The following is a 5,357-nucleotide window of genomic DNA, read 5'->3' as shown; positions in this document are numbered from 1 at the left end:
TTCTCAAAGTATGTCCGGCGGTGTCCTACTCTCCCACAAGGTCCCCCTTGCAGTACCATCGGCGCTGAGAGTCTTAGCTTCCGGGTTCGGAATGTGACCGGGCGTTTCCCTCTCGCTATGGCCGCCGAAACTCTAGAGACATATGTCTTAGAAGTCTCGAACAATCCAACACGAAACGTGTTGTGTGTTCGGGTTCTCGACCGTACATCGAGAACCACATAGTGGACGCAAGCAATCTTGGCCACCCATACCAGCCTTACAACATGTATGGGTGTAGTGATTATCAAGTTATCGGCTTATTAGTACAGGTCAGCTCCACGAGTCTTTAGTCCTCGCTTCCACATCCTGCCTATCAACCCAGTCGTCTAGCTGGGAGCCTCTCACCCCGAGGGGTATGGAAATCTCATCTCAAGGCCGGCTTCCCGCTTAGATGCTTTCAGCGGTTATCCATCCCGAACGTAGCTAATCAGCGGTGCTCCTGGCGGAACAACTGACACACCAGAGGTTCGTCCAACCCGGTCCTCTCGTACTAGGGTCAGATCCTTTCAAATTTCCTGCGCGCGCAGCGGATAGGGACCGAACTGTCTCACGACGTTCTAAACCCAGCTCGCGTACCGCTTTAATGGGCGAACAGCCCAACCCTTGGGACCTACTCCAGCCCCAGGATGCGACGAGCCGACATCGAGGTGCCAAACCATGCCGTCGATATGGACTCTTGGGCAAGATCAGCCTGTTATCCCCGAGGTACCTTTTATCCGTTGAGCGACAGCGCTTCCACAAGCCACTGCCGGATCACTAGTCCCGACTTTCGTCCCTGCTCGACTTGTCAGTCTCACAGTCAAGCTCCCTTGTGCACTTACACTCGCCATCTGATTGCCAACCAGATTGAGGGAACCTTTGGGCGCCTCCGTTACTCTTTAGGAGGCAACCGCCCCAGTTAAACTACCCACCAGGCACTGTCCCTGAACCGGATCACGGTTCGAAGTTAGATATCCAGAGTGACCAGAGTGGTATTTCAACAATGACTCCACCCGAACTAGCGTCCGAGCTTCACCGTCTCCCACCTATCCTACACAAGCCACACCGAACACCAATACCAAGCTGTAGTAAAGGTCACGGGGTCTTTCCGTCCTGCTGCGCGTAACGAGCATCTTTACTCGTAGTGCAATTTCGCCGAGTTCGCGGTTGAGACAGCTGGGAAGTCGTTACGCCATTCGTGCAGGTCGGAACTTACCCGACAAGGAATTTCGCTACCTTAGGATGGTTATAGTTACCACCGCCGTTTACTGGGGCTTAAATTCTCAGCTTCGCCTTGCGGCTAACCGTTCCTCTTAACCTTCCAGCACCGGGCAGGCGTCAGTCCGTATACATCGTCTTGCGACTTGGCACGGACCTGTGTTTTTAGTAAACAGTCGCTTCCCACTGGTCTCTGCGGCCTTCAAACGCTCCAGGAGTAAATCCCTTCACGCCTCAGGCCCCCCTTCTCCCGAAGTTACGGGGGCATTTTGCCGAGTTCCTTAACCACGATTCTCTCGATCTCCTTGGTATTCTCTACCTGACCACCTGAGTCGGTTTGGGGTACGGGTGGCTAAAACCTCGCGTCGATGCTTTTCTTGGCAGCATAGGATCACTGATTTCGTCCGTGAGGACTACCCATCGAGTCTCAGCCTTATATGAGAGACGGATTTGCCTATCTCTCGGCCTACATTCTTAGACCGGGACAACCATCGCCCGGCTCAGCTACCTTCCTGCGTCACACCTGTTAATACGCTAACCGCACCAGACGGGTTCGAGCGTTAGACCGGCACGCTTCACCCCGAAGGGATCCATCTAGCCGGCTTAGGACTCTTAGCACTACTGGATTGGCGTGGGCGGTTTTTCGCCAGTACGGGAATATCAACCCGTTGTCCATCGACTACGCCTGTCGGCCTCGCCTTAGGTCCCGACTTACCCAGGGCGGATTAACCTGGCCCTGGAACCCTTGGTCTTTCGGAGGACGGGTTTCTCACCCGTCTTTCGCTACTCATGCCTGCATTCTCACTCGTGTGGCGTCCACGGCTGGTTTACACCGCCGCTTCACTCGCCACACGACGCTCTCCTACCCATCCACACGGCTGGACCACGAAGGCCTGCCACTAATATGAATGCCACGAATTCGGTGGCGTGCTTGAGCCCCGTTACATTGTCGGCGCGGAATCACTTGACCAGTGAGCTATTACGCACTCTTTCAAGGGTGGCTGCTTCTAAGCCAACCTCCTGGTTGTCTGTGCAACTCCACATCCTTTCCCACTTAGCACGCGCTTTGGGACCTTATTCGGTGGTCTGGGTTGTTTCCCTCTCGACGATGAAGCTTATCCCCCACCGTCTCACTGCTGCGCTCTCACTTACCGGCATTCGGAGTTTGGCTAACGTCAGTAACCTTTTGGGGCCCATCGGCTATCCAGTAGCTCTACCTCCGGCAAGAAACACGCAACGCTGCACCTAAATGCATTTCGGAGAGAACCAGCTATCACGAAGTTTGATTGGCCTTTCACCCCTATCCACAGCTCATCCCCTCCATTTTCAACTGAAGTGGGTTCGGTCCTCCACGACGTCTTACCGTCGCTTCAACCTGGCCATGGATAGATCACTTCGCTTCGGGTCTAGAACATGCGACTGACTCGCCCTATTAAGACTCGCTTTCGCTACGGCTTCCCCTCACGGGTTAACCTCGCCACATATCACTAACTCGCAGGCTCATTCTTCAAAAGGCACGCTGTCACACCAACAAGGGTGCTCCAACGGTTTGTAAGCAAACGGTTTCAGGTACTATTTCACTCCCCTCCCGGGGTACTTTTCACCTTTCCCTCACGGTACTTGTCCGCTATCGGTCATCTGGGAGTATTTAGGCTTATCAGGTGGTCCTGACAGATTCACACGGGATTTCTCGGGCCCCGTGCTACTTGGGATACTCTTCGCGCCATCGCAACATTTCGGCTACGGGGTTGGCACCCTCTATGACTGGCCTTTCAAAACCATTCGCCTATATTGCTTTGTAACGCTCGCTGTACGGCAGTAACAGCAGAAAAGTCCCACAACCCCGACCATGCAACGCCTGCCGGCTATCACACATGATCGGTTTAGCCTCATCCGGTTTCGCTCGCCACTACTCACGGAATCACTGTTGTTTTCTCTTCCTGTGGGTACTGAGATGTTTCACTTCCCCACGTTCCCTCTACCCGCCCTATATATTCAGGCGGGAGTCACCGGGTCACCCAAAGGGCCCGGCGGGGTTTCCCCATTCGGAAATCCTCGGATCAGGGCTCTATTATCAGCTCCCCGAGGCTTATCGCAGATTTATACGTCCTTCTTCGGCTCCAGATGCCAAGGCATCCACCGTTTGCTCTTAGAAACTTGAAATCACATGAGTTTGAATCGATCTCTTATAAAGAAATTGACCAATGATCTACGAACACCCCGAAGGGTGTTCTGTTGATCTTTGTGATCCAGGACAAAGTCCTGAATCTAAGATGCTCGCGTCCACTGTGTAGTTCTCAAAGTACGGGCGGTACCCTCCCCGCATCCCACCAAAAGGCGAAACCAGGAAAGGTCCAGAGGTTCACGTTCACCCACCCCGAAGAGTGTGTGACCCGGTCCCTCAGGACCCAACAGCGTGCATATGCAACCACCCTCGAACCAACCCGTTCCTAACCCCCGAAAGGGTTGTACTAGCGCCGGCACGATTCCTGCTGCATCAATGTCAATGTTCCACCCATGAGCCACCAGTCGAGAACGTGTGCCTCGAATCTGGCTGCTGGACACCATTAGGTGCCAGTTGCTCCTTAGAAAGGAGGTGATCCAGCCGCACCTTCCGGTACGGCTACCTTGTTACGACTTAGTCCTAATCACCGATCCCACCTTAGACAGCTCCCTCCCACAAGGGGTTAGGCCACTGGCGTTGGGTGTTACCGACTTTCATGACTTGACGGGCGGTGTGTACAAGGCCCGGGAACGTATTCACCGTGACGTTGCTGATTCACGATTACTAGCGACTCCGACTTCATGAGGTCGAGTTGCAGACCTCAATCCGAACTGAGACCGGCTTTTTGGGATTCGCTCCACCTTACGGTATTGCAGCCCTTTGTACCGGCCATTGTAGCATGCGTGAAGCCCAAGACATAAGGGGCATGATGATTTGACGTCATCCCCACCTTCCTCCGAGTTGACCCCGGCAGTCTCCTATGAGTTCCCACCATGACGTGCTGGCAACATAGAACGAGGGTTGCGCTCGTTGCGGGACTTAACCCAACATCTCACGACACGAGCTGACGACAACCATGCACCACCTGTTTACGAGTGTCCAAAGAGTTGACCATTTCTGGCCCGTTCTCGTATATGTCAAGCCTTGGTAAGGTTCTTCGCGTTGCATCGAATTAATCCGCATGCTCCGCCGCTTGTGCGGGCCCCCGTCAATTCCTTTGAGTTTTAGCCTTGCGGCCGTACTCCCCAGGCGGGGAACTTAATGCGTTAGCTGCGACACGGAGACCGTGGAATGGCCCCCACATCTAGTTCCCAACGTTTACGGCGTGGACTACCAGGGTATCTAATCCTGTTCGCTCCCCACGCTTTCGCTCCTCAGCGTCAGTTACGGCCCAGAGATCTGCCTTCGCCATCGGTGTTCCTCCTGATATCTGCGCATTCCACCGCTACACCAGGAATTCCAATCTCCCCTACCGCACTCTAGTCTGCCCGTACCCACTGCAGGCTGGAGGTTGAGCCTCCAGTTTTCACAGCAGACGCGACAAACCGCCTACGAGCTCTTTACGCCCAATAATTCCGGACAACGCTTGCACCCTACGTATTACCGCGGCTGCTGGCACGTAGTTAGCCGGTGCTTTTTCTGCAGGTACCGTCACTTTCGCTTCTTCCCTACTAAAAGAGGTTTACAACCCGAAGGCCGTCATCCCTCACGCGGCGTTGCTGCATCAGGCTTGCGCCCATTGTGCAATATTCCCCACTGCTGCCTCCCGTAGGAGTCTGGGCCGTGTCTCAGTCCCAGTGTGGCCGGTCACCCTCTCAGGCCGGCTACCCGTCGTCGCCTTGGTGAGCCATTACCTCACCAACAAGCTGATAGGCCGCGAGTCCATCCTTGACCAAAAAATCTTTCCAACTGATGACCATGCGGTCTCAGCTCGTATCCGGTATTAGACGTCGTTTCCAACGCTTATCCCAGAGTCAAGGGCAGGTTACTCACGTGTTACTCACCCGTTCGCCACTGATCCAGAAGAGCAAGCTCCCCCTTCACCGTTCGACTTGCATGTGTTAAGCACGCCGCCAGCGTTCGTCCTGAGCCAGGATCAAACTCTCCGTAAATGTTT

General features: G+C 54.4%; 3 rRNA genes. All 3 read right to left on the bottom strand.

Features of this window, described 5'->3' with window-relative positions:
- Positions 1–12 precede the first annotated feature (12 nt).
- The 3 genes from rrf to ITJ64_RS18700 all read right to left on the bottom strand — a co-directional run bounded on the left by rrf (position 13) and on the right by ITJ64_RS18700 (position 5,352).
- A 5S ribosomal RNA gene (gene rrf / locus ITJ64_RS18710) occupies positions 13–129 on the bottom strand.
- A 150-nt stretch (positions 130–279) separates the two neighbouring features.
- Positions 280–3,399: ribosomal RNA gene (locus tag ITJ64_RS18705) — 23S ribosomal RNA — on the bottom strand.
- Between the two features lie 426 nt (positions 3,400–3,825).
- Positions 3,826–5,352, bottom strand: a 16S ribosomal RNA gene (locus ITJ64_RS18700).
- Together the 16S, 23S and 5S rRNA genes form the textbook arrangement of a ribosomal RNA operon.
- Between the last annotated feature and the right edge of the window lie 5 nt (positions 5,353–5,357).

The sequence above is a fragment of the Herbiconiux sp. VKM Ac-1786 genome (assembly GCF_015350805.1).
In the GTDB taxonomy this organism is placed as follows: Bacteria; Actinomycetota; Actinomycetes; order Actinomycetales; family Microbacteriaceae; genus Herbiconiux.
Note: the sequence above shows the minus strand (reverse complement) of the source record. Positions and strands in the feature narration are given on the sequence as shown.